This is a genomic window from Streptomyces violens, from assembly GCF_000717745.1.
In the GTDB taxonomy this organism is placed as follows: domain Bacteria; phylum Actinomycetota; class Actinomycetes; order Streptomycetales; family Streptomycetaceae; genus Streptomyces; species Streptomyces violens.
Genome location: NZ_JOBH01000001.1, coordinates 341752 through 364524 on the forward strand (window position 1 = coordinate 341752; position 22773 = coordinate 364524).

14 protein-coding genes are annotated in these 22773 nt (G+C 72.8%); 1 reads left to right on the forward strand and 13 read right to left on the reverse strand.

Features of this window, described 5'->3' with window-relative positions; translation table 11 throughout:
• Window positions 1-16: 16 nt before the first annotated feature.
• From IF04_RS0101550 to IF04_RS0101560, 3 genes are all read right to left on the reverse strand, one after another.
• Window positions 17-4363 (reverse strand): nSTAND1 domain-containing NTPase, encoded by a 4347-nt coding sequence (locus IF04_RS0101550; protein ID WP_030249612.1) that lies wholly within the window; start codon window positions 4361-4363, stop codon window positions 17-19.
• 69 nt (window positions 4364-4432) lie between these two features.
• The gene (locus IF04_RS0101555; RefSeq protein WP_030249615.1) at window positions 4433-4639 is read right to left on the reverse strand and encodes a DUF397 domain-containing protein; all 207 of its coding nucleotides are present in this window, start codon (window positions 4637-4639) and stop codon (window positions 4433-4435) included.
• Window positions 4599-5447: a helix-turn-helix domain-containing protein gene (locus tag IF04_RS0101560; RefSeq protein WP_030249617.1), complete on the reverse strand. Its 849-nt coding sequence runs from the start codon at window positions 5445-5447 to the stop codon at window positions 4599-4601. The genes IF04_RS0101555 and IF04_RS0101560 overlap by 41 nt, the downstream gene beginning before the upstream one ends.
• Before the next feature lie 89 nt (window positions 5448-5536).
• Between IF04_RS0101560 and IF04_RS0101565 the strand changes: the two genes are divergently transcribed.
• A complete protein-coding gene (locus IF04_RS0101565) occupies window positions 5537-5983 on the forward strand; it encodes an ATP-binding protein (protein WP_030249620.1) in 447 nt (148 codons plus the stop codon).
• Between the two features lie 46 nt (window positions 5984-6029).
• On the opposite strand, the gene obgE is transcribed toward IF04_RS0101565, so the two are convergent.
• From obgE to IF04_RS0101615, 10 genes are all read right to left on the reverse strand, one after another.
• Complete coding sequence (gene obgE, locus IF04_RS0101570) at window positions 6030-7469, reverse strand: GTPase ObgE (RefSeq protein ID WP_030249622.1); 1440 nt, start codon at window positions 7467-7469, stop codon at window positions 6030-6032.
• A 190-nt stretch (window positions 7470-7659) separates the two neighbouring features.
• Entirely contained in the window at window positions 7660-7914 is a 255-nt protein-coding gene (gene rpmA / locus IF04_RS0101575; RefSeq protein ID WP_030249625.1) for a 50S ribosomal protein L27, read from the reverse strand.
• Between the two features lie 14 nt (window positions 7915-7928).
• Window positions 7929-8249, reverse strand: coding sequence for a 50S ribosomal protein L21 (gene rplU / locus IF04_RS0101580; protein ID WP_030249628.1), 321 nt, complete (start codon window positions 8247-8249; stop codon window positions 7929-7931).
• 250 nt (window positions 8250-8499) lie between these two features.
• On the reverse strand, window positions 8500-13041 hold the full coding sequence (locus tag IF04_RS0101585) for an Rne/Rng family ribonuclease (protein ID WP_030249631.1): 4542 nt from the start codon (window positions 13039-13041) through the stop codon (window positions 8500-8502).
• Between the two features lie 215 nt (window positions 13042-13256).
• Complete coding sequence (locus IF04_RS0101590; RefSeq protein ID WP_030249634.1) at window positions 13257-14060, reverse strand: TIGR03936 family radical SAM-associated protein; 804 nt, start codon at window positions 14058-14060, stop codon at window positions 13257-13259.
• 128 nt (window positions 14061-14188) lie between these two features.
• Entirely contained in the window at window positions 14189-14827 is a 639-nt protein-coding gene (locus IF04_RS35400) for a hypothetical protein (RefSeq protein ID WP_425428355.1), read from the reverse strand.
• 127 nt (window positions 14828-14954) lie between these two features.
• Window positions 14955-15518 (reverse strand): GNAT family N-acetyltransferase, encoded by a 564-nt coding sequence (locus IF04_RS0101600; RefSeq protein WP_030249636.1) that lies wholly within the window; start codon window positions 15516-15518, stop codon window positions 14955-14957.
• A gap of 77 nt (window positions 15519-15595) precedes the next feature.
• Window positions 15596-17521: a TIGR03960 family B12-binding radical SAM protein gene (locus tag IF04_RS0101605; RefSeq protein WP_030249639.1), complete on the reverse strand. Its 1926-nt coding sequence runs from the start codon at window positions 17519-17521 to the stop codon at window positions 15596-15598.
• A gap of 172 nt (window positions 17522-17693) precedes the next feature.
• The gene (locus IF04_RS0101610; RefSeq protein ID WP_030249642.1) at window positions 17694-19256 is read right to left on the reverse strand and encodes a CYTH and CHAD domain-containing protein; all 1563 of its coding nucleotides are present in this window, start codon (window positions 19254-19256) and stop codon (window positions 17694-17696) included.
• A 126-nt stretch (window positions 19257-19382) separates the two neighbouring features.
• Window positions 19383-22766, reverse strand: coding sequence for a pyruvate carboxylase (locus IF04_RS0101615; protein WP_030249645.1), 3384 nt, complete (start codon window positions 22764-22766; stop codon window positions 19383-19385).
• Window positions 22767-22773: the final 7 nt, after the last annotated feature.

Genomic DNA, 22773 nt, shown 5'->3' on the forward strand with positions numbered 1-22773 from the left:
ACCGGGCGGAGTGCGGTCAGCCGGGGCAGACCCGGTGGGGCATCTCGGCGGGCACCGTGTCCCGTTCCGCCGCGGCGAACTCCTGGCTCCCGACGACCCGGCAGAGCGACCGTCGCCAGCGGTCCGGGTCGAGGTGGACTACGCGGAGATCGAGCCGGAGGGGGGTGGCGGCGCCGAGGGTGTCGCCGACGCGCCCCGACACCAGCAGGTTCTTTCCGTCCGGGGTCAGCCCTTCGAACGTGGTGGGCTTCCCGAAGTCGTACGACTGCTCGTAATCCTTCTTGCCCGCGACGTAGACGCGCACGGAGTCCCCCTGGGCGACGAGGTAGCGCCGGCTGCCGTCGAGGAAGGACGTCACGAATCCACCGCCGTTGCTGTCGTGCGCGAGCGGCCCGATCGGCCCCAGGGTGCGCCGTTCCTTTCCGTCCGGAGGCACGGACCACAGTTCGAGGAACGATCCGGCGGTGTACACGGCCGCGTACCGGCCGCTCGCGTCGACGGTCACCGACATGACGTCCTTCGTCACCCGGAAACCCAGCTCCTTCACCTCGCGTCCCGTGCTCAGGTCCACGACGTGCACGTCGGGGTCGTTCTCGACCTTGACCAGTACGTGGTCCTTCCGGGGGTACGAGGTCACCGAGTAGCCGGAGTCGGGCGGGTCCTCGTCCGGGTCGAACGGCTCGGGCCCGGTGTCGGAGAGCTTCAGGTCGCGGAGGTCGAGCGTCGACAGCTTGCGCCCGGTCCGGGGGCCCCACGTGTTCAGCCGGCTCCCGACCCGGGTCAGCAGCTTGCCGCTGCTGAGGAAGGAGTAGTCCGGCGCCTCACGGGAACCGAACTCCGTTGCCCGTGCCAGCGGAAGCTGGATCGACGCCACCTCGCGCAGTGAAGGCAGTGCGCGGACGAGGATCCGTCCGTACGTCACCGCCTCGGCGACCAGCTTCCCGCCGGCTCCGACCATGAGCGGGAGCTCCTCGCCCTCGCCCGCCCACACCGGATCCCGGCCGGTGTCCTTCTCGGTCAGGGGCCGGCTCTTGGTGAGGACCCGCATCCGCCGGGTGGGGTCGACGACGACGGTGCGCTGGTCCTTCTCCCTGCCCTCCCGGCCGATCAGCCGGCGTCCGTCCCCGCTCAGTACCGGTCTGGCGAGCTGGGGCCGCAGCCGCGTGTCCAGGGGCCGGGCGGCGACCTGGTTGCCCCGCACCGTGATCAGCGTCGGCTCACCGGGCCCGCCGTACAGCCGGGGATCGGTCACCTTGTCGTCCTCGGAGAACCCTCCGGTGGCGGAGAGCAGCTTTCCGCTCCGCACGTCGATCAGCACCCGCACGCCCTCGTCGTACTGGAGGGCCATCCGGCTCCCCGTGCGGTCGATGGCCATCGGTCCGCAGCCGAACATGTTGGCGTCACTGAAGCGGCCGACCTCCCGGCCGTCCCTGACCCGTACCGCGCGGTAGACACCGGGCTCGCCGCCGGGTTCTCCCTTGCACATCACCGCCGTCGAGCCGTCGGCCGACACCACGGCCGGGCCGCTGCTGGTGCCGGTCGACTCACCCAGCTTCCGGGTCTTGCCCGTTCGGAGGTCCACCGCCCGCACGCGGTGCGACGCGTCGAAATCGGCGTCGGGATCGGCTTCCTCGTCCATCACCAGGGTGTCGTCTCCCGAAGCGAACGAGATGGAGGCGGCCCGGGGCGTCGAGGCCGGCAGCCGCCGGTACTCACGAGTCTCCAGGTCCCACAGGGCGATCCGCCCGCTCCGGGTGACGGCCGCGACGCGCCTGCCGTCCGGTGACATGGCGGCGACGCGGTTCATGATCGTGATGTCCGGGCCCTTGATGTCGTACGGCCGGTCCTCGCCGCCCCGGACGACATGGGCGGGGCCGAGCAGCCCCTCGGTGTCCGGCCGTACCTCGCGCCAGATCAGCGAGTTCTTGGACGTCGTGTAGGCGATCCGCTTCCCGTCCGGGCTGATCAGCGGGTAGATCACGTACGGATCGGCGGCGATGTGAGCCCGGCGAACGCGCCCGTCCGTTCCGCGGACGAAGAGCGTCGCCCGCCCCAGTTCGGTGGTGGCGAAGACGACCCGCCCGTCCGCGCTGGTCGCCGCGGCGTCGATGTTCCCCTGTGTGCCGGAGACCGCCCACTCCACGCCGCTGAACGCCTCGTACCGCTGCAGCAGTTGGTCGCGGGCCTCCTCCGTCGGCGCGGTCCGGTACGCGGCCATCGCCACCCTGGCGGCCAGTGTCGGGTCCCGTTCCACGAGGTCGGCGGAGATGACGGCCAGCCGGCGGGAGCGCGCGTCCGCGTCCCGCTCCGCCTTGGCCTTCGACTGGACGACGAAGCCCGTGCCGAACGTCACCAGGAGCGCCATCACCAGGGCCGCCGCGCCCCAGGCAGCCCGCCTGTTCCGCGTCGTCCGTTCCTGCTGGCGCCGCCCCCGGTCGAGGAAGTCCAGTTCCGCCGTCGTCAGCTCCTGCCGCCGGGACGCCAGCCAAGGGCGGGCCAGGCGCAGTTCGTCATCGCCGGGCAGCCGGTCGGTGCGCTGCCCGGCGGACTCCCAGCGCTCGATGTCCCGGCGCAGCCCCGCCCGCCACGTCAGGAACGCGCGGTCGTCCTCGACGCGCTCCGCGAGCCGGGGCCAGGCGCCGATCAGCGCCTCGTGCGCGAGTTCGACGGTCTCCCTGCGCTCGGTGTCGCTCGCCAGGACAAGCAGCCGGCGCCGTGCGAGTGACTGGGCGAGCCGCCACTGGTCCTCGCCCGCCTCCGCCCGGGGGAGGACGTTGCGCAGCGGCCCCTCGCCGCCGGGGCGCAGCCGCACCAGGCCGGTCAGGAGCCGCCGCCCCGCCGCCGCGTCGGCCTCCGGTACGCACTCGCGCCAGATGCTCTCCGCCTGGCGCCCCAACGCGCCCTGCACGCCGCCGAGTTCCTGGTACGCCTCGAAGCGCAGCCGCCCGTGTTCCTGGGTCTGCCACAGCCGGTCGAGCACGAAGCCCAGCAGCGGCAGTGCTCCCGGTTCGCCGCCCGCGTCGTCCAGCATGGTGTCGACGAGCCCCGGGTCGTACGTCACCGCCGCGACCGACTCGACCGGCCGGACGATCACCGCGCGCAGCTGCTCGCGGGTCATCGGCGCGAGGGCGTAGACGGTACGGCTGAGGGCGGGCCCGACACCCGGATGGGACAGCGCCGCCTCCAGGAAGTCCGCGCGCAGGGTGACCAGTACGCGCAGCTCCTCGGGCGGTTCGGCGGGCAGCAGTACGTCGGCCGCGGTGTCGGCCTCCCGCCCGCCGCCCGCGAACAGTTCCTCGCCCTGGTCGAGGACGACCAGCAGCCGCCGGGCGCCGCCGCCCGACTCGGCCAGCGCCAGCCGGATCGTTTCCGCAAGACCGCCGGGCTCGGTCATCAGCGGTTCCAGCTCACGGGCCCGGGCGAGCCTGTCGGTGCCCCGCAGCCCGGGGTGGAGCAGCGCCACCAGCTCGGTCGCGAGCGTGGTCAGCAGGGAGCGCCCGGCGGCGGGGCGTACGACAACGGCCTCGAAGCCGTCCGTGCGCAGCTGCGGCACCACTCCGGCCAGGGCCAGTGAGGACTTCCCGCTGCCCGAGGCACCGACCATGGTCACGCAGGGGTGTGCCCGTACGAGCCGGGCCACCTCCGCCGCCTCCTCCTCCCGCCCGAAGAAGACCTCGGCGTCGTCCTCCCGGAAGGCCGCGAGGCCCCGGAACGGTGACACGGGGCGCAGTACCTCGGCGAGCTCCGGCAGCGCCCCGGCGATCGTGCGCGTCGGAAGGAGGAAGCTCTGCCGCCGCTCGCCGGTGATCTGGGCCCGCGCCACCATCCCGACGACAGCCCCGAGTTCCTCGTCCCATACCGGGCTGCCGCTGAAGCCGCCCAGCACGGGGGCGGACTCGCCGTCGGCCGCGGAGAACTGCACCCAGCCCTCGGCCGTCCTGCCGAGCAGCCGCCCCCGGTGCCAGACCCCTCCGGGCGAGGTCACCGGGAAGCCGGCGGCCCGTACGGCGTGCTCCCACACGCTTCCGGCGTCCGCCATCCGTACCGGCCGCGCGTGGGGAATCTCCGACCGGAGCCGCAGCACGGCGATGTCGCCGCTGCCGTCGGCCGCGGCGGGCAGCCAGTGCGCCACGTCGGCCCCGGCGCTCCCGCCGCCGCCCAGCGGCAGGTCCACCGTGAGGTGCACGCCCTCGGGCGGCGCCGCGTCGCGCGGCAGCGACAGCGCGTCGCACACGACGTGCGCGCAGGTCACCGCGAGGTCGGGCGCGATGAGGAAGCCGGCTCCGCCGATGGCGCCGTCCGGCGCGCGCACGCGGAGGACCGCAGCCCCCAGTACCTCTTCGGGGCTGCGTAACCCCGCCATTGCGATTCCCCCTCGCGCTCCCTGAGCTTCCCCGGGCGTCAACTCCTCATCAAAGTATGACCAGTTCCACTACGGGCACACCAGGCGCACGTACGCCACGAGGTCGGCGAACGCGCCGGGGGTGACGGTGACGACGGGCCCGTCGGGGTTCTTGGAGTCCCGGATGGCGACGAGGGCGGGGAGGAGTTCGGCGACCTCGACGCACTCGCCGCCTTCGTTGGTGCTGTAGCTGGACTTACGCCACCGGACGCGGTCCAGGTTCGCGGGCGTGGCCATAGCGCTCCTCCATCACACGGGCAATCAGCTCTGCCGAGAGATTCGGCGCCAGGGCTGCAGATTGCAGATGATCGTAGCGGAGCGAGCAATCCTCGGCGGATTCAGGATTGGCGGTCGGCTCGGCACCGCCGTAGCCCTCGGCGTAGACGATATCCGCCTGGTCTCTGTACGAGAACAGGGAGAACGCACCGACGAGACCCGCGTGTGCACCGGCCGAGTACGGCAGAACCTGGATGTGCACATGGCGGGAGTCGCGGTAACTCAACAGGTGCGCCAGTTGCTTTCGCATCACCTCTCGGCCGCCGATTTCCTGGTAGAGAACGCCCTCGCCCATGACGACCCAGAGCAATGGCGGCTTCGCGCCCTCCAGAATGCGCTGCCGCGCCAGCCATGCCTCCACGCGGTCGTCGAGACCTTCCTTGTCGAGTACGCCGAGCACGGCCCGTGCGTACTCCGGGGTCTGCAGAAGCCCGTAGACCACCTGGGGCTGGAAAGCGAGGATGCGCCTGGCGGACGACTGGAGTTCGGTTACGCGCCGGTGCTTGTACGGCAGCTTGCTCCGGCGTACCAGATCCCATAGGCGCACCAACGCGCCCTTCGCGCCCAACGTCTCGTCGAGCCGCGGGATGTGTTCATCCTTGGGCATCTTCGCGGCCGTTTCGATCTGGCCGATCATCGAGCCGGTCAAGTACACCAGCTTGCCGAGCTGTTCGAGTGTCAGGCCGGCTTCCTCGCGCAGTCTCCGGAGCTCCGCTCCGAAGTAGTCGAGCGGAGATGCTCCCGGATCGAGCGACTTGCAATTGGCCATGGGAGCCCCCTCGCTCAACCAGCGCAACCAGTCGTCCAGTTGTATTCACGACGTAGCTGAGCGTAATCGACGCAGCGCACGATGGGACTGTGAATGACACTTCCGACACCGACACCTACGCCTTCCCGACGCGGGAGTACCGCATCTCCCTCCGCGTCGGCACGCACAGCCCCCGGCACGTGCGGCGCGTCGTGCGCGCGCTCGTGCGGCTGTGGGGGCTGGCGCATCTCGCCGACGCCGCCGAGCTCGCCGTGACGGAGCTGCTGGTCAATGTGTACCGGCATGTACCGGACCGGCGGTGCACCGTCGCCGTGCGGCGACACCAGGACGGCGGGGACGGCGGCGACGGGGTGGTGGTCGCCGTCCATGACGACCATCCCGTACTGCCCGCAGCGCAGGACGCCGGCCCGTGGGAGGAACGCGGGCGCGGGCTCGCGCTCGTCGCGGCGGCCGCGGACAAGTGGGGCGTGGCACCGGACGACGAAGGCCCGCAGCGCACCACCGGGAAAACCGTGTGGTGCGAGCTGCGGGCCTGACCAGTCGGGCTGCGGGCCTGACGGAACAACAGGCGGCGAAGCCGCCTCAGCCCAGCGGGTTGAAGCCGTCGTACTCGGCCTCCGCCTCGTCCCGCTCCGCGTCGCGGTCCCGGCGGCGCTGTGCGGCCGGGCGGGGGGCCTCCAGGCGGTGGTCCTCGCCGCGGCGGCCGAGCATCTCCGCGCCGGCCATCATCGTCGGCTCCCAGTCGAAGACGACCGCGTTGTCCTCGGGGCCGATGGCGACGCCGTCACCCGCGCGCGCACCGGCCTTGAGCAGCGCGTCCTCGACGCCGAGGCGGTTGAGGCGGTCGGCGAGGTAGCCCACGGCCTCGTCGTTGTTGAAGTCGGTCTGGCGCACCCAGCGCTCCGGCTTGTCGCCGCGGACGCGGAAGAGGTTCTCTCCCTCGGGGGTGACGGTGAAGCCGGTGTCGTTGACGGCCTGGGGGCGGATGACGACGCGGGTCGCCTCCTGGACCGGCTTCGCCGCGCGGGCCTGCGCGACGATCTCGGCGAGGGCGTAGGAGAGCTCCTTGAGGCCCATGTGGGCCACCGCGGAGACCTCGAAGACGCGGTAGCCGCGGGCCTCCAGGTCGGGGCGGATCATGTCCGCGAGGTCCTTGCCGTCCGGGATGTCGATCTTGTTGAGGACGACGACGCGGGGCCGGTTCTCCAGGCCGCCGTACTGCGCCAGCTCCTCCTCGATGATGTCGAGGTCGGAGACCGGGTCGCGGTCGGATTCGAGGGTGGCCGTGTCCAGGACGTGGACGAGGACCTCGCAGCGCTCCACGTGCCGCAGGAACTCCAGGCCGAGGCCCTTGCCCTGGCTGGCGCCGGGGATGAGGCCCGGGACGTCCGCGATCGTGTAGACCGTCGAACCGGCCGTCACCACGCCGAGGTTGGGGACCAGGGTGGTGAAGGGGTAGTCGGCGATCTTCGGCTTGGCGGCGGACAGTACCGAGATGAGGGACGACTTGCCGGCGCTGGGGTAGCCGACGAGGGCGACGTCCGCGACCGTCTTCAGCTCCAGGACGATGTCCCGCTCCTCGCCCGGCTCGCCGAGCAGCGCGAAGCCGGGGGCCTTGCGGCGGGCGGAGGCCAGCGCCGCGTTGCCGAGGCCGCCGCGGCCGCCCTGGCCCGCGACGAAGGTGGTGCCCTGGCCGACCAGGTCCGCGAGGACGTTGCCCTTGCCGTCGAGGATGACCGTGCCGTCCGGGACCGGCAGGACGAGGTCCTGGCCGTTCTTGCCGGAGCGGTGGTCGCCCGCGCCGGGCGCGCCGTTGGTGGCCTTGCGGTGCGGGTGGTGGTGATAGTCCAGGAGGGTGGTGACGTCCTGGTCGACGACCAGGATCACATCGCCGCCACGGCCGCCGTTGCCGCCGTCGGGGCCGCCGAGCGGCTTGAACTTCTCCCGGAAGACGGAGGCACAGCCGTGGCCTCCGTTACCCGCGGCGACGTGCAGCTCGACGCGGTCCACGAAGGTGGTCATGAGGGGTGCCTCCAGATACGGCGGGGACGTACGCGGTGACGTACGGAGTTACGGGGTTCCCGTACAGAGTTACGTACGGAATTGTCTCTTCGTTAACACGCGAAAGGCGGACCCGCTTCCCGTACGGGAAGGGGATCCGCCCTCGCGAAGAACCGTTGAACGGTTCCGCGGTGTCTTACGACCTGGTGGGTCAGACGCCCGGAACGATGTTCACGACCTTGCGGCCGCGGTGGGTACCGAACTCCACCGCACCGGCCTGGAGCGCGAACAGCGTGTCGTCGCCGCCGCGGCCGACGCCGGTGCCCGGGTGGAAGTGGGTGCCGCGCTGGCGGACGATGATCTCACCGGCGAGGACGGCCTGGCCGCCGAAGCGCTTGACGCCGAGCCGCTGAGCGTTGGAATCGCGACCGTTCCGAGTGGACGATGCGCCCTTCTTGTGTGCCATGTCTCCTCAGTCCCTTACTTCGCCGGAGCGTCGATGCCGGTGATCTTCAGCGCGGTGTGCAGCTGACGGTGGCCGATCCGCTTCTTGTAACCGGTCTTGTTCTTGTACTTCTGGATGCGGATCTTGTCGCCCTTGTGGTGGTCCACGACCTCGGCCTGGACCTTCACGCCGGCGAGCACCCACGGGTCGCTCGTGACGGACTCGCCGTCGACGACCAGCAGCGTGGAGAGCTCGACGGAGTCGCCGACCTTGCTGGTGGAAATGCGGTCAACCTCGATGACGTCGCCGACAGCAACCTTCTGCTGACGGCCGCCGGTGCGCACGATCGCGTACACGCGGAACTCTCTCTCGCTAGAAACGGGGACCACTGATGCCAGCCGCCCGGGAGCCCTTGCGGGCCCGGCTTCCGACGCGATCCGCATGACGCGATCCGCACTGGACGAGCGGCCTCCCCCGGCGAACCGGGAGGTGTTTGCTCAGGTGGTTGGCGTACACAGACGCCGAAGGTCAAGGTTACGGGGCCTTGACCAGGGGGTCAAACCGGGCCCCGGGCCGTGACGTACGGCCCGGGGCGCCGGGTACTGCTCAGTCCTCCGCGGGGGCGGAGACCGACGAAGGAGCGGACTGCTCGGCGGCCGCGGTCTTCTTGGCCGCCGTCTTCTTCGCAGTCGTCTTCTTCGCCGCGGTCTTCTTCGCGGTGGTCTTCTTGGCCGCCGCCTTCTTGGCGGTGGTCTTCTCCGCGGTCTTCTCGGCGGTCTTCCCGGCCGGGGCCTCGTCGGCGGTGGCCTGCTCGGCCTCCGCCTTCTCGGCCGCAGCCTTCTTCGCCGTCTTCTTGGCCGGGGCCTTCTTCGCGGCGGCCTTCTTGGTCGTCGCCTTCTTGGCCGTGGCCTTCTTCGCGGTGCTCTTCTTGGCCGTCTTCTTGGCGGGCTCCTTGGCCTCGGTCGCCGCCTCGGGCTCCGCGGCCTCGGCCTCGGGGGCCTGCGGCTCCGTGGGGGCCTCGTGCGGGGCGCCGGTGGCCACCTCGGGGGTCGCCTCCGCCGCCGCCTCGGCAGCGGCCTCGGGGGCCGCCTCGCCGCCGGCCTCGGTGGGCGCGGCGGGCTCGGCGCCGGCCGGGGCCGACACCGCGCGGGTCACCCGGCGGCGGGCACGGGCCGGACGGGCCGCGGGCTGCGGCTCGGGCTGCGGCTCCGGCTCGGCGGCGGGCTGCTCGGCGGCCACGGGCTCCTCGGCCTGCGCCGGCTGCTCGGCCTGCGCCGGTACCGGCTCCTGGTCCGCCGCGGCGGACTCAGGGGCGGACTCGGCAGCGGGCACCACGATCGCGGCGCTGTCGTCGGCGGCCTTCGGGGAGCCCGCCGGAGCGGACACCTTCCGGCTCGCGCGGCGACGGCCACGCCCACGGCCGCGGTCGGCGGCCGCCTCGGCCTCGGCCGGGCTGGAGAACCACTCGTCGGCGTCGGCGACCGCGGGGGCCAGCTCCGCCTCGGTGACGGGCGCGGGCTCCAGCTCGGGCGCCGGGGCGGCCTGCTCCGCGGCCTTCTCGGGCTGGTGGTCGTGCTTCTCGCCGTTGCCGCCCTTGCCCTTCTTCTTCCGCTTGCCGCCACCGCCGGTGCTCGTGGCCTGGTCCATGTGGACGATCACGCCACGGCCGTTGCAGTGCACGCACGGCTCGGAGAAGGACTCCAGGAGGCCCTGGCCGACCCGCTTACGCGTCATCTGGACCAGGCCCAGCGAGGTCACCTCGGCGACCTGGTGCTTCGTACGGTCCCGGCCCAGGCACTCCAGCATCCGCCGCAGCACGAGGTCCCGGTTGGACTCCAGCACCATGTCGATGAAGTCGATGACGACGATGCCGCCGAGGTCCCGCAGGCGCAGCTGGCGGACGATCTCCTCGGCCGCCTCCAGGTTGTTTCTGGTGACGGTCTCTTCGAGGTTGCCGCCCTGGCCGGTGAACTTGCCGGTGTTGACATCGATCACGACCATGGCCTCGGTCTTGTCGATCACCAGCGAGCCGCCGGACGGCAGCCAGACCTTGCGGTCCAGCGCCTTCATGAGCTGCTCGTCGATCCGGTACGTCGCGAAGACGTCGACGTCCGAGGTCCACTTCTGGAGCCGGTCGCCGAGGTCCGGCGCGACGTGCGAGACGTAACCGGAGATCGTCTGCCAGGCGTCCTCGCCGCTGACGATGACCTTGGAGAAGTCCTCGTTGAAGATGTCGCGCACGACGCGGACGGTCATGTCCGGCTCGCCGTACAGCAGGGTCGGGGCGTTGCCGCTCTTCGCCTTCTTCTGGATCTCCTCCCACTGCGCCTGGAGGCGCTCCACGTCGCGGCGCAGCTCGTCCTCGCTCGCGCCCTCGGCGGCGGTGCGCACGATGACGCCCGCGTCCTCGGGGACGATCTTCTTGAGGATCTGCTTCAGGCGCGACCGCTCGGTGTCGGGGAGCTTGCGGCTGATGCCGGTCATCGAGCCCTCGGGCACGTAGACCAGGTACCGGCCGGGCAGGGAGACCTGGCTGGTGAGGCGGGCGCCCTTGTGGCCGATCGGGTCCTTGGTGACCTGGACCAGGACCGACTGGCCGGACTTCAGGGCGGTCTCGATGCGGCGCGGGCCGTGGCCCATGCCGAGCGCCTCGAAGTTGACCTCACCGGCGTACAGGACGGCGTTGCGGCCCTTGCCGATGTCGACGAAGGCGGCCTCCATCGACGGCAGGACGTTCTGGACCTTGCCCAGGTAGACGTTGCCGACGTACGAGGTCGACTGCTCCTTGTTGACGTAGTGCTCGACGAGCACGTCGTCCTCGAGGACGCCGATCTGGGTGCGCTCGCCGCTCTGGCGGACGACCATCACGCGCTCGACGGCCTCGCGGCGCGCCAGGAACTCCGCCTCGGTGATGATCGGCACCCGACGGCGGCCCTGCTCGCGGCCTTCGCGGCGGCGCTGCTTCTTGGCCTCCATACGGGTCGAGCCCTTGATGGACTGGACCTCGTCGAAGCCGGTACCGGGCTCGCGCTCTTCCTTCTTGCGCGGCTCGCGGACCTTGACGACCGTACGCTCCGGGTCGTCGCCGTTCGTGCCGGGCTCGGCCCCGTCACCGCTGCGACGGCGGCGACGGCGGCGGCGACGGCTGCTGCTGGAGCCGCCGGACGGCTGCTCGTCGGCGTCCCCGGCCTCCGGCTCCTCGGCCTCGGCAGGCTCCTCGGCGGGCTGCTCCTCGACGGCCTCGGACCCGTCGCGGGGCTCAGCGGACTCGCCGGCCTCGTCCGTGCCGTCGGTCTCCGCGGCGTCGCCACGGCGACGGCGGCGGCCACCGCGACGGCGACGGCGCGAGGGACGGTCGCCCTGCTCCTCGTCGCCCTGCGCGGCCTCGGCCTCGGGCTCTTCCTCGGTCTCTGCGGTCTCCTCCTCGGCGGGGGCGACCTGCTGGGGCTCGGCCTCCGCGGCCGCACCGCGACGACGGCGGCGGCGCGCCGGGCGCTCCTCGGCCTCCGCGGGCTCCTCCTCGACGGGGGCGGCCGCAGCGGCGGCGGCAGCGGTCTCCGGGGTCTGGAACATCGGCTCGGTGAAGACCGGGGCCTGGAAGACGGCGCTCGGCGGCTGGGCGGAGCGGCGGCGGCCACGCGCCGGGGCCGCCTCGGCGGCGGGCTCCTCGGTGGCGGCCCGGTCCTGCGCGGCCGGGGCCTGGGCGGGCTGGGCGAACGCGGGCGCGGCGGGGCGCTCGGCGCGGCGGCGCGCACGCCGGCGCGGGCCCTCGGTGGGCTCCTCGGCCTGCTCGGCGGCGGGTGCTTCCTGTACGGGCTGCTCGGCGGCCTCCGCCGCCTCGCCCTGCGGGCTCTCGGCCGGGCGCTCCGCGCGGCGGCGGGTGCGGCGGCGCGGGGCCTGCTCGGCGACCGGGGCCGGCGGGGCCGTCTCGGCGGCGACCGCCTGCGCGGCGGCCGCGACCGGCTGCTCGTCCTCGTCCGCGGCGACCGGGGCCTGGGTGGCGGGCGTGCCCTCCGGAGCCGATGCCTTACGGGTGGCTCGGCGGCGGGTACGGGCGGGCCTGGCGGGCTGCGGCTCGGCCTCGGCGGACACCGTGGCGGCCTCCTCGGCGCTCGCCTCCTCCGCCGCTGCCTCGGCGGCGGCCTCGATCTGGTCCTCGTCCTCGTCCTCGGCGGCGACCTCCGCGACGGCGAGGGCCGGCTCCGGGGTCACCGGCGGGGGGGCCTCGGCGGGCTGCGGCGAACCGGCGGGCGCGGACGCCCGGCGGGTGGCCCGGCGACGCGTACGGGCGGGCCTGGCCTCTGCTGCGGGGGCCTGCTCTTCCGCGGCGGCCTGCGGCTGCTCGGCGGCCTCCTGCACGGGCTGCGGCTGCTCAGCGGCGGCCTGCGGCTCTTCAGCGGCGGCCTGCTCCTCCGCCGGGGCCGGCGTACCGGCCGGAGCGGTGACCTTGCGGGTCACGCGGCGGCGCGAACGGGCCGGGCGGGACTCCGCGGCGGCGGTGGCGGCCCGCGCGGGGGCCTCGGCGGCAGCGGCCTCGGCGGCGGCCGTCTCGGCAGCGGCGGCGGACTCGGCCTGCGCCTCGTCGTCGGCGGCCACGGCGACCGGCTCCGCGACGACGGCCCGCTCGGCCACCGGCGCGCCGGTCTCGTCGGGCTGCGGCGTGCCGGCCGGGGCCGAGACGCGGCGGGTGGCACGGCGGCGGGGGCGCGCGGGCGCGGCCTCGTCACCGGTCACGACGGCCGGCTGCTCGGCAGCGGCCTGCGGGGTGCTCTCGGCCGGCGCGGCGGGCGCGGCGGCGTCCTCGGCGGCCGGTGCCTCGGCAGCGGCCGTCTCAGTGGTGGTGCGCGGTGACCCGGCCGGGGCCGACGTACGGCGGGTGGCGCGGCGGCGCGGGCGCGCCGGGGCGGCCTCGTCACCGGTCACGACCGTGCCGGCAGCGGGCTCCTGGGGAGCGGCTGCGGCACCGGGCCCGTCGGCCGGCTGTACGGCCGTCGCCTCGGGGGCGGCGGCGCCTCCCACCGGCGGCCCCGCGGGCCGGGACGCCGCACGGCGCCTGCGGCGCGGCGGCAGGGTGTCACTCGGTGTGCTGTTGTCGGAGCGGCTGTTCGCCGGCTCCGCGGATTCCGTGGGCTCAATGGGTTCGAGCATGCGGGCGGTTCTCCCGTCACGCTCCCGGGCGCCGCGTCCGGTTCCGGCCGCGGCCCGCGTCCAGCGCGGTGCCGCGGTCCGGGGCGCGGGCGCCACACGGGAGCTTTAGTCTCGCTCGCCGGGCCCTTGTGTCCGGGACCGGCGAAAGTCTCCTGGTCAGTTCGTTCGCCGGACCGGGGTGGCTCCCTGGCTGATCGGCGACGCGACGACGGCTCCTACGCTGCGCCGTCCGCCGCTCCACCGCCTGCGGGCGGTGCCTGCGTCGCGGCGGTCAGCCCGGCGGCCGTGGGTGGGGCGGCCGTGGCTGCTGCGTCGCGGTCGGGCGCGAGCGGGTCGGTCACCGCGCCGGTCTCCTCATCGAGCAGCCCCTGCGCCAGCCTGGTCACCGCTGCGGGGACCGGCGGCGCCAGGTCGGCCGTAGCTCGGAGGCCGGACAGGACGTCGTCGGGTCGTACGGCAGGTGTCAGATGCCGAACAACCAGCCGCAGTATCGCACAGGGACCAGCGCCGGGCCTATCGGCCTCGCACGCACCCGCCTGCAGATCCGCGACCGCAGCCCGCGCGTCGAAGGTACGGATGCCCTTCTTCGTCGCGCGCTCGACCGGCACTTCTTCCGCCGCGAGGAACGCCGCGACGGCCCGCTCCGCGTCCGCGACGGCCACGCCGTCCAGGCGCAGCTCCCACACCGATGCCTGCAGCCGGTCGGCGAGCCCGGAGGTGTGCGCCTCCACGGCGTCGGTCACATCGAGGCCGTCCGGCAGCGACTCGTCCAGCAGCGCACGCAGCACCGCCGGGTCCCGTCGCTCGGTGAGGGCGATCTCCAGGTACTCGGCCTCGCTGCCGGTGCCCGTGGGCGCGGCATTGGCGTACGACACCTTGGGATGCGGGGTGAATCCCGCGGAGTACGCCATGGGCACCTCGGCACGGCGCAGCGCGCGCTCGAAAGCGCGCTGGAAGTCACGGTGGCTGGTGAACCGGAGGCGGCCGCGCTTGGTGTAGCGCAGTCGGATGCGCTGCACCGCCGGTGCGGGCGGCGGGCCTTCGGGCTGTCGCTTGCCCAGTGTCGTCAGTCCTTCGTGAGTGGGGTCGTACTGCTACCTAGAGTACGTGCCTGCCGGGCCGTCGGTTCCCGCCGGGGTGTGCGGCGTCACCCGAAGAGCGCGAGCCGCACCTCCCGGGCGGCGGTGCGCGCGGCGGACAGCGCGGCCCGCACCGGCCGCCAGAGGACCGCCCGGATCGCATGCCCCACAGGGGTGAGGATCCAGCGGTACACCCAGCGCAGCGGCGCGACGACCAGCCACCGCCACAGGGCGGCGATGCCCCGGCCGACCGCCCGGGAAACGTACCCGGCGATCCGCCACGCCCACGCGACGGCCGCGCCGACCGCCCGCAGGACGGGCCACAGCACGTACTCCCACACGGCCACGGCCGGCACCACGAGCAGATAGTGGGCGAGCCAGGCGAGCGCATGCCCGACCGGCGTCAGCACCCACCGGTAACACCACCGGACCGGCACCACCAGCAGGTAGTACGCCAGCCAGGCCAGCGCCCGCCCGACCGGCGTCAGGATCCAGCGGTAGAACCAGACCGCCGGCACCACGATCAGATACCGGATCAGAAAGACCAGCGGCACCACGATCAGGTACTGGACCAGCCAGCCGATCGCCCGCCCGACCGGGGCGAGAATCCACCGGTACACCCAGCGCCCGACCGGCGCCAGCACATGACGCCCGATCCAGCACAAGGCATCCCACAACAGCCGCAACGGAACGACGACGATCAACACAGGGATCTTGATCACCTGCGCGAGGCAGCACCCGCCGCCCGGCTCCCACTCCCGCTCTCGCGTATTCGGTGCCTTATGAGTGCCGTCGTACGCCATGCCCTGCTTCCCCCGGTACCGCAATGTCCTGCTATGTCCTGTCGCTCACGTGCTCCGCCCGCGTCGGCACCCAGTAGCGCAGCTTTCCGCCGCGCTCGTCCTCGAAGATCCCGCCACAGGCCTCGATGACCTTACGTGACGCGATGTTGGTGGTGTCACACGTGACCAGCGCGGACCTGATGCCGAGCGCGTGGGCCAGCGGCAGGGCCGCGCGCAGCATGGCGGTGGCGTGGCCACGGCGGCGGGCGCTGGGCCGCACGTCGTAGCCGATGTGCCCGCCGAGCTCCAGCAGGAAGTCGTTCAGCTCGTGCCGCAGCCCGAGGCGACCGAGGTAGGTGTCGCCGTCGACGTACCAGAGGTTGGTGCACGGCACATAGCCCATCGGCCGCACGACCTCTTCGCGGGTCATCGAGCGCAGCCAGTCGGTGTACCGGGAGAAGACGACCGGGTCGTCCCACTCCCCCGCGAACTCACGGATCTCCCGCCCGACGGCCGAATCGTCACCGTCCTCCCCCCGCCCCTCGGCCCGAAGCTCCTTCATCGCCTCCAGAAACGACGCCTGGACACGCAACGTGGGTGCGATCAGCTGTGGCATCGCAACAGTGTGCGACGCACGCTTCGGCCCGGCCACCGGATTCCGGTAGCCGGGCCGAACTGCCTTGTGTCAGCGGGTCACTTCACGACCGTGAGCGGGAGCAGCTTCTTCCCGGTCGGGCCGATCTGGATCTCCGTGTCCATCTGCGGGCACACCCCGCAGTCGAAGCAAGGGGTCCAGCGGCAGTCGTCGACCTCGGTTTCGTCGAGGGCGTCCTGCCAGTCCTCCCAGAGCCAGTCCTTGTCCAGGCCGGAGTCCAGGTGGTCCCAGGGGAGGACCTCTTCGTAGGTGCGCTCGCGGGTGGTGTACCAGGCGACGTCGACGCCGTAGTCGGGGAGGGTCTTCTCCGCGGCCTGCATCCAGCGGTCGTAGGAGAAGTGTTCGCGCCAGCCGTCGAAGCGGCCGCCGTCCTCGTAGACCGCGCGGATCACGGCGCCGACGCGGCGGTCGCCGCGGGAGAGGAGACCCTCGACGATGCCGGGCTTGCCGTCGTGGTAACGGAAGCCGATCGAGCGGCCGTACTTCTTGTCGCCGCGGATCTTGTCGCGGAGCTTCTCCAGGCGGGCGTCGGTCTCCTCCGCCGAGAGCTGCGGGGCCCACTGGAAGGGGGTGTGCGGCTTGGGGACGAAGCCGCCGATGGAGACCGTGCAGCGGATGTCGTTCTGGCCGGATACCCGGCGGCCCTCGGCGATGACGTTGACCGCCATGTCGCCGATCTGCAGCACGTCCTCGTCGGTCTCGGTCGGCAGGCCGCACATGAAGTACAGCTTCACCTGCCGCCAGCCGTTGCCGTAGGCCGTGGAGACCGTACGGATCAGGTCCTCCTCCGAGACCATCTTGTTGATGACCTTGCGGATGCGTTCCGAGCCGCCTTCCGGCGCGAACGTCAGGCCCGAGCGGCGGCCGTTGCGGGTCAGCTCGTTGGCCAGGTCGATGTTGAACGCGTCGACGCGGGTGGAGGGGAGGGAGAGGCCGATCTTGTCCTCTTCGTACCGGTCGGCGAGGCCCTTCGCGATGTCGCCGATCTCGGTGTGGTCCGCGGAGGACAGCGACAGCAGGCCGACCTCCTCGAATCCCGTGGCCTTCAGGCCCTTGTCCACCATGTCGCCGATGCCGGTGATGCTTCGCTCCCGTACGGGACGCGTGATCATGCCGGCCTGGCAGAAACGGCAGCCGCGGGTGCAGCCACGGAAGATCTCGACCGACATCCGTTCGTGGACGGTCTCGGCCAGGGGGACGAGCGGCTGCTTCGGGTAGGGCCACTCGTCGAGGTCCATGACGGTGTGCTTGGACACGCGCCACGGGACGCCGGAGCGGTTCGGCACGACGCGGCTGATGCGGCCGTCGGCGAGGTACTCCACGTCGTAGAACTTGGGGACGTAGACGCTGCCGGTCTTCGCGAGGCGGAAGAGCAGCTCGTCGCGGCCGCCGGGGCGGCCCTCGGCCTTCCACGCCCGGATGATCTCGGTGATCTCCAGGACGGCCTGCTCGCCGTCGCCGACCACCGCGCAGTCCAGGAAGTCCGCGATCGGCTCGGGATTGAAGGCGGCGTGGCCGCCCGCGAGGATCAGCGGGTGGTCCTCTGTGCGGTCCTTGGCGTACATGGGGATGTTCGCCAGGTCCAGCGCGGTGAGCAGGTTCGTGTAGCCCAGCTCGGTGGAGAAGGAGACGCCGAGCACGTCGAACGCGTCGATGGGGCGGTGCGCGTCGACCGTGAACTGCGGCACACCGTGCTCGCGCATCAGCGCTTCGAGGTCGGGCCAGACGCTGTAGGTGCGCTCGGCGAGCACGCCGTCGCGCTCGTTCAGGACCTCGTACAGGATCTGGACGCCCTGGTTGGGCAGTCCGACCTCGTACGCGTCGGGGTACATGAGCGCCCAGCGCACGTCGCAGGAGTCCCATGGCTTCACCGTGGAGTTGAGTTCTCCACCGACGTACTGGATGGGCTTCTGCACATGCGGGAGCAGGGCCTCGAGCTGTGGGAAGACCGACTCGGCAGACATCTCACGGACCTTCGTAGCTGACAGGGGTGACCCTCAAGCCTAACGCGGCTGAGAGGCACCCCCTGCCAGCAGCGAGGAGCATCCCCGCGTCGGCGGGGACCACAGCGCCCAGCGCGCCTCGCAAGCGTCGCAGTCCGGGCCAACCCCACTGGTGCGGGGAATCACACCCGGCTCAACGACCGCCGGCAGGCGTGGTCACGTGCAGGTCCGGCGCAGCGACCGTGGCCCACAAGACCGGCAGCTCGGCCTCCAAGGCCGTCGCGCGGGCCTCCTCGCGGGCGTACAGGACGCCGTACGCGAAGGCGTTCTCGCCCGCCGCGTGGGCCTGGGCGGCCAGCTCGCGCAGTGCTTCGCGGGCGACCACGCCGTCCTGGTGGTCGCCGAGCAGTTCCTGCAGTTCCGTCATGCGGGCGGCGAGCTCCTTCGCGGGGCGGCCCAGCTCGGGGCGTGCCGCCTCCGCCGCGTAGCGGGTGCGCTTGGCGGCCTTGCGGGCCTCGTGGAGGGCGAGGTCCCGGTCGGGGCCGGGCGGCGCGGCCAGTGCGGTCGCGACGTGGCCGGCCAGCCGCCGGAAGTCCCGCTCGACCGCTTTGGGCAGTACCTGAGCGGCCGGGCGGGTCGCGGCGCGGGCCCGGGGCGGGTCGGTGACCAGCGCGTCCAGGGAGTTCAGGAGGGTGAGGTAGCGGTCGCCGTCGAGGACGGCGATGAGGTGTTTCCGGGAGCCTTTGCGGTGGGCCTGGGTCCAGGTGCGCAGTCGGGTGCGTACGGGGCCGGGGCGCAGCTCCTTGGGGAGCGCGGCGAGGGCTTCCTGGATGCGGGCGGTGAGCACCTCGGAGTCGCGGCCGATGCCCAGCTCGGCGGCGAGCCATTTCAGTTCGGCGCTGAGGGGGTCGGTGGCGGTCCGGTCCAGGACGGTGGCGTACGAGCGGAGGGCGCTGCGGAGGCGGCGGGTGGCGACGCGCATCTGGTGGACGGAGTCGGGGAGGTCGCGGCGGACGGCGGGGTCGAGTTCGGTGATCGCGCGGACCTGGCGGGTGAGGTAGCGGAGGATGATCTCTTCGGCGGTGGGCGGCTCGCTGCGCCGGTCTCCTTCTGTCGTCCTGGTGGCTGCCTTCCGTTCGGCCTTGGGGGCCGTGTCGCGGAGCGCGCGGGCGGCTTTGGAGGCCGTGGTGGCGGGGCGCAGCCCGGCGCGCAGGAGCCGGTCCTCGACCGCGTCCAGGAGGGTCATGTCCCCGCCCGCCGTCAGCTCGACCTCGATCTCGGCCCATTCGGCGGTGCGGCCGGGGCCGGCCGGGCGGGTGGCGTGCACCCGGTCGGCGGCGATCTCCGCGAGGGCCGTGCCGTCGGCGGCCAGCAGCTGCCGGGTCTCGCGGCGGGTCTCGATCCGTACGAGGGGCAGCAGCTCGGCGTCGCGGACGCGGGAGCGGAGGAGGCCGCGCAGGGCGCGGGGGACGGTGTCGGAGAGCGGGGCGCGGATCTCGTCGCGTACGTGTGCGGCGACGGGCAGTTTCAGGTGCCAGCCGGCGTCGTCGCCGCCGGTGCGGCGGCGCAGGGTGATGCCGTCGCGGGCCAGCCGCCGGTCGGCGGTGTCGTAGTAGGTGGCGTCGAGGGTGGCCGTGCCGCGGTCCGTGACGGACGCGACCCGGTCGACGCCGGTGAGGTCGGGGAGGGCGTCGGGCGGCAGGCCCGCGCCGTTGGCTTCGTACTTCCGCTCGATCTCGCGCACGGTGTCCGCCATGGGGCGAACGTACTGGCCTGTCCTGCTTTTGGGGAGCCCCACGGCGCCTCCAGGCGCAGTGCGGGCGGCGCCCGGAGGCTCCCCGCCCGCACTACGCCCAGAGGCGCTCCGCTCACTCCACGACGCTCACTCCACGACGATGAGCAGGTCGCCGCCCTCGACCTGGGCGATCGGGGAGATGGCGATGCGGGTGACCGTGCCGCCGGTGGGTGCGGTGATCGCGGCCTCCATCTTCATGGCCTCGATGGTGCCGATGGTGGCGCCCGCCTCGACCTTTTGGCCCTCCTCGACGGCGAGGGTGACGACGCCGGCGAACGGGGCGGGCAGGTGGCCGGGGTTGTTCTTGTCGGCCTTCTCGGCGGTCGGCACCTCGCTGGCCACCGACCGGTCGCGGACCTGGATGGGCCGCAGCTGGCCGTTGAGGATGCACATCACGGTGCGCATGCCGCGCTCGTCGGCCTCGGAGATCGCCTCCAGGCCGATGAGCAGCTGGACGCCGGGGGCGAGCCGGACGACGTGTTCCTCGCCGTGGTGCAGCCCGTAGAAGAACAGGTCGCTGGAGAGCGGGGAGGTGTCGCCGTAGCGCTCGCGGTGGGTCGTGAAGTCCTTGGCCGGGCCGGGGAAGAGCAGCTCGTTGAGGACTTCCTGGCGCTCCGCGGAGGTCCCGGAGAGGCGCTTGGACTCGTCGGCGGACAGTTCGGTGATGCCGGGGGCCTCGGCGCGGCCTTCGAGGGCGCGGCTGCGGAGCGGCTCGGGCCAGCCGCCGGCCGGTTCGCCCAGCTCGCCGCGGAGGAAGCCGATGACGGAGCCGGGGATGTCGAAGCGGGCGGGGTCGGCGGCGAACTCCTCGGTGGAGACCCCGGCGCCGACCAGGGCGAGCGCGAGGTCGCCGACGACCTTGGAGCTGGGGGTGACCTTGACGAGGCGGCCGAGGAGGCGGTCGGCGCCCGCGTAGGCGTTCTCGATCTGCTCGAAGCGGTCGCCGAGGCCGAGGGCGATGGCCTGCTGGCGGAGGTTGGAGAGCTGGCCGCCGGGGATCTCGTGCGCGTATACGCGTCCGGTGGGGGCGGGCAGGCCCGCCTCGAAGGGCGCGTAGACCTTGCGTACGGCTTCCCAGTACGGCTCCAGGGCGCAGACCGCGTCGAGGTCGATGCCGGTGTCGCGGTCGGTGTGGGCCGCGGCGGCGACGATCGCGGAGAGGGCGGGCTGGCTGGTGGTACCGGCCAGGGCGGCGGAGGCGCCGTCGACGGCGTCCGCGCCGGCCTCCCAGCCCGCGAGGTACGTGGCGAGCTGGCCGCCGGGGGTGTCGTGGGTGTGGATGTGGACGGGCAGGTCGAAGTTCTGGCGGAGGGCCGTGACCAGCTTCTTCGCGGCGGGCGCGCGGAGCAGCCCCGCCATGTCCTTGATGGCGAGGACATGGGCGCCCGCGTCGACCATCTGCTCGGCGAGGCGGAGGTAGTAGTCGAGGGTGTAGAGCTTCTCGCCGGGGTTGGCGAGGTCGCCGGTGTAGCTCATGGCGACCTCGGCGATCGCGGTGCCGGTCTCGCGCACGGCGTCGATCGCGGGGCGCATCTGGTCGACGTTGTTGAGCGCGTCGAAGATGCGGAAGATGTCGATGCCGGTGTCGGCGGCCTCCTGCACGAAGGAGCGGGTGACCTGCTCGGGGTACGGGGTGTAGCCGACGGTGTTGCGGCCGCGCAGCAGCATCTGGAGGCAGATGTTGGGGACGGCTTCGCGCAGCGCCGCCAGCCGCTCCCACGGGTCCTCGTACAGGAAGCGCAGCGCCACGTCGTACGTCGCGCCGCCCCACGCTTCGAGGGAGAGCAGCCCGGGGGTGGTGCGGGCGACGTGTCCCGCGACCTCCAGCAGGTCCTTGGTGCGGACGCGGGTGGCCAGCAGGGACTGGTGGGCGTCGCGGAAGGTGGTGTCGGTGACGCCGAGCGCGGGCCGGGCGCGCAGGTCGGCGGCGAAGCCCTCGGGGCCGAGCTGCCGGAGCCGCTGCCGGGAGCCGTCGGGGATCGGCGCGGAGGTGTCGATCGCGGGCAGCTTCTCGTGCGGCGCGACGGTGGCGGGGCGGTCGCCGTGCGGCTTGTTGACCGTGACGTCGGCGAGGTATTCGAGGATGCGGGTGCCGCGGTCGGCGGAGCCGCGCTGGGTGAGCAGTTCGGGGTGCTGCTCGATGAAGGAGGTGGTGACCTTCCCCGCGCGGAAGTCCGGGGTGTCCAGTACCGCCTGCAGGAACGGGATGTTGGTGGCGACGCCGCGGATGCGGAACTCGGTGACGGCGCGCCGCGCGCGGCCGACGGCGGTGGCGAAGTCGCGGCCCCGGCAGGTGAGCTTGACCAGCATCGAGTCGAAGTGCGCGCCGACCTCGGCGCCGAGGTTGGTGCCGCCGTCCAGGCGGACGCCCGCGCCGCCCGGGGAGCGGTAGGCGGTGATCCGGCCGGTGTCGGGCCGGAAGCCGTTGGCGGGGTCCTCGGTGGTGATGCGGCACTGCAGCGCCGAGCCGCGCAGCACGATCTTCTCCTGGCTGAGCCCGAGGTCGGCCAGCGATTCACCGGCGGCGATGCGCAGCTGCGACTGTACGAGGTCGACGTCCGTCACTTCTTCGGTGACGGTGTGCTCGACCTGGATGCGCGGGTTCATCTCGATGAAGACGTGGTTGCCGCGCGCGTCGACGAGGAATTCGACGGTACCGGCGCAGGTGTAGCCGATCTGCCGGGCGAAGGCGACGGCGTCGGCGCAGATGCGTTCGCGCAGCTCGGCGGGGAGGTTGGGAGCCGGGGCCAGCTCGATGACCTTCTGGTGGCGGCGCTGGACGCTGCAGTCCCGCTCGTACAGGTGGATCACGTTGCCGTGGGTGTCGGCGAGGATCTGCACCTCGATGTGGCGCGGGTCGACGACGGCCTGCTCCAGGAAGACGGTCGGGTCGCCGAAGGCCGACTCGGCCTCGCGGGCCGCCGCCTCGACGGCCTCGCGCAGCTGGGCGCGCTCGGCGACCCGGCGCATGCCGCGCCCGCCGCCGCCGGCCACCGCCTTCACGAAGACCGGGAACTCCATGTCCTCGGCCGCCGCCAGCAGCTCCTCGACGTCGGAGGAGGGCGCGGAGGAGGCGAGGACGGGCAGCCCGGCGGCCTTGGCGGCGGCGATGGCCCGCGCCTTGTTGCCGGTGAGCTCCAGTACTTCGGTGGAGGGGCCGACGAAGGTGATGCCGTGCTCGGCGCAGGCGGCGGCCAGGTCGGGGTTCTCGGAGAGAAAGCCGTACCCGGGGTAGACGGCGTCGGCGCCGGCCTGGCGTGCCGCGCGGACGACCTCCTCGACCGAGAGGTACGCGCGCACGGGGTGGCCGGGCTCGCCGATCTGGTAGGCCTCGTCCGCCTTGAGGCGGTGGCCGGAGTTGCGATCCTCGTGGGGGAACACCGCTACGGTCTGCGCGCCCAGCTCATAGGCGGCGCGGAAGGCGCGGATGGCGATTTCGCCACGGTTGGCGACCAGGACCTTCGAGAACATGGGAGCT